The organism is Streptomyces boncukensis (assembly GCF_011045075.1).
In the GTDB taxonomy this organism is placed as follows: domain Bacteria; phylum Actinomycetota; class Actinomycetes; order Streptomycetales; family Streptomycetaceae; genus Streptomyces; species Streptomyces boncukensis.
In genome coordinates this window covers 1-4964 of record NZ_JAAKZZ010000516.1, presented here as the reverse complement: position 1 = coordinate 4964, position 4964 = coordinate 1, and the positions used below count along the sequence as shown (strand labels likewise).

7 protein-coding genes are annotated in these 4964 nt (G+C 73.7%); all 7 read right to left on the bottom strand.

Annotated features, from left to right (window positions below):
- Window positions 1–176: 176 nt before the first annotated feature.
- On the bottom strand, window positions 177–908 hold the full coding sequence (locus G5C65_RS31015) for a VIT1/CCC1 transporter family protein (RefSeq protein WP_165302374.1): 732 nt from the start codon (window positions 906–908) through the stop codon (window positions 177–179).
- A 127-nt stretch (window positions 909–1035) separates the two neighbouring features.
- Window positions 1036–1404 (bottom strand): monovalent cation/H(+) antiporter subunit G, encoded by a 369-nt coding sequence (gene mnhG / locus G5C65_RS31010; protein ID WP_165302373.1) that lies wholly within the window; start codon window positions 1402–1404, stop codon window positions 1036–1038.
- Window positions 1401–1715, bottom strand: coding sequence for an MrpF/PhaF family protein (locus G5C65_RS31005; protein ID WP_420903379.1), 315 nt, complete (start codon window positions 1713–1715; stop codon window positions 1401–1403). The genes mnhG and G5C65_RS31005 overlap by 4 nt, the downstream gene beginning before the upstream one ends.
- A 4-nt stretch (window positions 1716–1719) precedes the next feature.
- Window positions 1720–2304, bottom strand: coding sequence for a Na+/H+ antiporter subunit E (locus G5C65_RS31000; protein ID WP_165302372.1), 585 nt, complete (start codon window positions 2302–2304; stop codon window positions 1720–1722).
- 7 nt (window positions 2305–2311) lie between these two features.
- The gene (locus G5C65_RS30995) at window positions 2312–3925 is read right to left on the bottom strand and encodes a Na+/H+ antiporter subunit D (protein ID WP_165302375.1); all 1614 of its coding nucleotides are present in this window, start codon (window positions 3923–3925) and stop codon (window positions 2312–2314) included.
- 43 nt (window positions 3926–3968) lie between these two features.
- The gene (locus G5C65_RS30990) at window positions 3969–4448 is read right to left on the bottom strand and encodes a Na(+)/H(+) antiporter subunit C (protein WP_165302371.1); all 480 of its coding nucleotides are present in this window, start codon (window positions 4446–4448) and stop codon (window positions 3969–3971) included.
- On the bottom strand, window positions 4445–4964 hold a 520-nt coding region (locus G5C65_RS30985), incomplete at its 5' end, for an MnhB domain-containing protein (RefSeq protein ID WP_277608127.1). The genes G5C65_RS30985 and G5C65_RS30990, both read right to left, overlap by 4 nt.

Genomic DNA, 4964 nt, shown 5'->3' with positions numbered 1-4964 from the left:
GGGAGGGGCTGCCCCTTGCTGTCGCGTCGCGGTCCGCGGGTGTTCCGTGGCTGGTCGCGCAGTTCCCCGCGCCCCTGACGGGGCGCACACCGGTCAGGGGCTCGGGGAACTGCGCGCCGAGCCCGGACATCAGCCGCGGACTGCGACGCGACAGCAAGGGGCTGCCCCTACTGGCCCTAGCCGACGGCCACTCCGAAGAGGGTGCCGAGCCCGTACGTCACCGCTGCCGCCGCCCCGCCCAGCAGAAGCTGCCGCACCCCGCTGAACCACCAGGTGCGGGCCGTCACCCGGGCCACCACGGCCCCGCACACGAACAGCCCGGCCAGCGCCAGCAGCACCGCGGGCCACAGCGCCGTCGCCCCGAACAGATAGGGCAGCACCGGCAGCACGGCTCCCACCGAGAACGACACGAACGAGGAGACCGCCGCGACGGTGGGCGAGGGCAGGTCGGCGGGGTCGACCCCCAGCTCCTCCCGCGCGTGTATCTCCAGCGCCTGCTCGGGATCCCGGTGCAGCTGCTGGGCGACCTCCAGGGCCAGCCGCGGCTCCACCCCCCGCGCCTCGTACAGCGCGGCCAGCTCGCGCACCTCCTCGCGGGGGCTGCGCCGCAGCTCGCGCCGCTCCACCTCCAGCTCGGCCTGGACGAGTTCGCGCTGCGAGGCCACCGAGGTGTACTCGCCGGCGGCCATCGAGAACGCGCCCGCGGCCAGTCCGGCCAGCCCCGCGATGGCGATGGTCTGCGAGGACGCGGAGCTGCCCGCGACGCCCGTCATCAGCCCCAGATTGGAGACCAGCCCGTCCATGGCCCCGAAGACGGCGGGCCGCAGCCAGCCGCCGGTGACGTCACGGTGCGTGTGGTTGTCACGGTGGGCGACATGGGTCGGTTCCGGTGCTGCGGCGACGGACATCTCCGGTCGCGCTCCTCTCACGAGCTTGGCGAGCTTTGTGCGTCGCGTATGCCGCGAGCCGCACTCCGCGCTTCGCACTCGAAGATATGCCCGAGTCCAGGGCCCGCGCCAGCAAGGAAGGCCGAACTTACCCCGCTGACCTGCGCTTTTCTCGGAGCGCTTCGCCGAGCTCATCCACCACCACCCCCGTCCTGTCCACCTGTCCCGTGCGGTAGGCGGCGCGCCCCACCAGATGTGCGGCGACCGGTGTGGTGATCAGTTGGAAGAGCGCCACCAGCGCCAGCGTCCCGAAGTCGACTACGCTCCGCAGCCAGAGACCGGCGCCGAGCAGCACCAGCAGCAGGCCGAACGACTGCGGCTTGGTGGCGGCGTGCATCCGCGTCAGCACATCGGGCAGCCGCAGCAGCCCGATCCCGGCCAGCAGGCACATCGCCGCGCCCGCCAGCATGCAGCCGACGCCCACCGCGTCGGCCACCCCGGCCCAGCTCACGCTCATGGCCCCGCTCCCTCCTCCGCTCCCTCCTCCCCCGCACCCGCCTCGTCGCGCAGCGCCATGAAGCGGGCCACCCCCACCGAGCCCGTGAAGCCGAGGAAGGCGAGCACCAGCAGCACGGGCAGCGAGAACGGGTCCCGCCGCACCGCCGTCTGCACCCCGATGCCCGCCATCGCCACCGACACCAGCGTGTCCAGCGCCACCGCGCGGTCCAGACTGCTCGGCCCGCGCGCCAGCCGCACCGTCACCAGCGCCCCGGCGGCCAGCAGCAGCCCCGCGACCATCGCGAGCGCCACCTCGCGCAGTTCACTCACCGCGTCACCTCCACCGTCCGAAGATCTCCCGCGCGGTCTCGGCCGCGTCGATCGCCGCGACATCGGCGCGCGTGCCCAGGGCCCGTACGACGCGCTCCTCCAGCCGCAGCACCTCCCGCCGTGCCCGGTCCCGTTCGGCCGCACTGCCCGCGCCGACCACGTGCACATAGAGCGTCCCCGACCGGCGGTCCAGCTCCAGTACGGTGCTGCCGGGCACCGCCGAGACGGCGATCGCCGTGACCGTCAGCATCAGATCCCCCGGGCAGCGCATCCGGACGCCGAGGACGGCGCAGCGCGGCGGACGGCGGGCGAGGATCACGCGGTTCACGCGCCAGCTCGACACCACCATGTCGCCCGCGAAGCGCAGCGCGAACCGCGCCAGCCCGACGGGGTGCAGCCGCGCCTGCCGCTCGATCGGCGGCAGCGGGAAGACGACCGTCACCAGCACCCCGACCAGCGCCCCCGTCAGCACGTTGGCGACCGAGAGCGTGCCCCACAGCAGCATCCACAGCAGGGTCAGCCCGAGCACCGTCGGCCACTGGGTGGCGCGCAGCCTGCTGGACTCGTGGAGCCGCTGAGGAGCCGTCATCCCGCGCTCACCGCCCCAGCACCGCCGTCACATACGGGGTGCGGGCGAGGAGTTCGTCCGCGGCGCGCCCGGTGAAGGCGGTCATCGGTCCGGCCAGCACCGTGAACGCCAGCCCGAACAGCACCAGCGCGGCCGTCGCGCCCGCCATGCTCGCCGGCAGGGTGCGGGTGGTGGTGATGGACTGCCCGCCGAACGTCGCCACCCGCCCGGACCCGGCGGGCGGACCGACGCCGGACGCGGGTTCGGGCACGGCCTCCGGGTCCGCCCGCTCCAGCACCGTGCCCACCGCGTCCATCTCCGGCGTCGGCGCCCGCCAGAAGGCCAGGTTCCACGCCTTCGCCAGCGCGTACAGGGTCAGCAGGCTGGTCGCCGAGCCCGCCCCGACCAGGACGTACGCCAGCACGCCGCCGTCCTCGACACCGGCCCGCAGCAGCCCCAGCTTGCCGAGGAACCCGGAGAGCGGCGGGATGCCGGCGAGGTTCATCGCGGGCACGAAGAACAGCAGCGCGAGCAGCGGCGAGAGCGTCGCCAGCCCGCCCACGCTGGGCAGGTCCGTGCTGCCGCTGCGCCGCTCCACCAGCCCGGCGACGAGGAAGAGGGTGGTCTGCACGGTGATGTGGTGCGCGACGTAGAAGACGGCGCCCGCGATCCCCTCGCCCGAGCCGAGCGCGATGCCGAAGACCATGTATCCCATGTGGCTGACGAGGGTGAAGGACAGCAGCCGCTTGAGGTCCGTCTGGGCCACGGCGCCCAGGATCCCCACCAGGAGCGACAGCAGCGCGACGACCATCAGCGGCTCGGCCAGCCGGTCCCCGGGGAACAGCAGCGTCTGGGTGCGCAGCATCGCGTAGACGCCCACCTTGGTGAGCAGCCCCGCGAAGACGGCCGTGACGGGCGCGGGCGCGGTCGGATACGAGTCCGGCAGCCACGCCGCCAGCGGGAAGACGGCGGCCTTGATCCCGAACACCAGCAGCAGCGCGATCTGGATGACGGTGCGGATCCCCTCGGGCAGCGCGTCCAGCCGGGCGGGCAGCTCGGCCATGGTGACCGTGCCCGTCGCCGCGTACACCATCGCGACGGCCGCCATGAACAGCACCGAGGACAGCAGCGCCATGATCGCGTACGTCGCGCCCGCGCGGATCCGGGCGACGGTGCCGCCGATGGTCAGCAGCACGTAGCTCGCCGTCAGCATGACCTCGAAGCCGACGTAGAGGTTGAACAGGTCCCCGGCGAGGAAGGTGTCCGAGACCCCGGCGACGAGCACCAGATAGGCGGGGTGGAAGACGGCGAGCGGGGTGGGCCGGTCGTTGTCGGCCATGCCCTGGCCGACGGCGTAGACCAGCACGCACAGCGTCACGGCCGAGGAGACGACGAGCATCAGCGCCGACAGCCGGTCGGCGACCAGCACGATCCCGACCGGCGGCGCCCAGCCCCCGGCGTACCGCGCCTGCGGCCCGTGCTGGTCGGCGGCGACGAGCAGCACCACCGAGACGGCGAGCACGGCGGCCAGCACCGCCACGCTGATGAGCCGCTGCACCCGCAGCAGCCGCGTCCCGATGGTGAGCTTCAGCCCGGCGGCGAAGAGCGGCAGGATCACGGGCAGCGGCACGAGATACGACACGGCGCCGGGATTCACGGGCCCGCCCGCCTTCCGCTCCGGGCGCTCATGTGTCGCTCCCCAGGATCGTCGCCCACGGATCGTCCTCGTCCCCGGCGCCCTCCGCGCTCTGCAGCGCCCGCGCCTGACGGGTCCGCACCGCCCGCACGTCGACCTCGTCCGCGAGTGCCGCGCGCCGCACCACGCGGATGTCCTCCGCGTCGTCCTGGACGTCGTCGCTGCCGGACAGCTCCCAGGAGCGGTACGCCATGGTCACGAGGAACGCGGTCAGCGCGAGCGTGATGACGATGGCGGTGAGGATGAACGCCGCAGGCAGCGGATCGGCCATGCGCCCCGCCTCGAAGCGCGGGTAGAGCAGCGGCGGATCCCCGGCGGCGCCGCTCGTCGCGAGCACCAGCAGATTGACACCGTTCCCGATGAGCACCGCGCCCAGCAGGATGCGGGTGAGGGGGCGGGCCAGCAGCAGCGCCGTGCCGGCGGCGAACAGCACGCCGCCGGCGATCACCAGGATCAGCGTCTCCGTCATGGCGCGTCCCCCTGCCGCTCCAGGGCAGCGCGGATCCGCGCCCGCTCCATACGCCGGTCGATCTCGGAGCCGAGGCTGCGCAGGACGTCGAGGACGACGCCCAGGACCAGCAGATAGACGCCGGTGTCGAACAGCACCGGGCTGGCGGCGTGGAACCCGCCGAGCAGCGGGAGTTCGCCGTGCACGGTGCCCGAAGCGAGCACGTCCCCGCCGAACACCAGCCCGGCGAGCCCGGTGCCGGTGAGGATCACCAGGCCGAGCCCGAGCAGGAAGCCCGCGTCGACGGGCGCGGCGGCGGCGAGCTCCACCCGCCCGCCCGCGAGATAGCGCACCCCCAGCGCCAGCCCGGCGACGAGCCCCGCGGTGAAGCCGCCGCCCGGCAGGTTCTCGGCGCAGAAGAGAAGGTAGAGGGAGAGCACGAGAAAGGGGTGGAAGACGAGCCGGGCCATCACCTCGAACATCACCGAGCGGCCCTCGGGCGCGAGGGTGGCGCTCGCGGCGAGCCAGGTGCGGCGG

Coding starts and splice junctions, on each gene's coding strand:
- G5C65_RS30990 (WP_165302371.1), bottom strand. CDS start 4,448: ATGACGGAGACGCTGATCCTGGTGATCGCCGGCGGCGTGCTGTTCGCC.
- G5C65_RS31000 (WP_165302372.1), bottom strand. CDS start 2,304: ATGACGGCTCCTCAGCGGCTCCACGAGTCCAGCAGGCTGCGCGCCACC.
- mnhG (WP_165302373.1), bottom strand. CDS start 1,404: ATGAGCGTGAGCTGGGCCGGGGTGGCCGACGCGGTGGGCGTCGGCTGC.
- G5C65_RS31015 (WP_165302374.1), bottom strand. CDS start 908: ATGTCCGTCGCCGCAGCACCGGAACCGACCCATGTCGCCCACCGTGAC.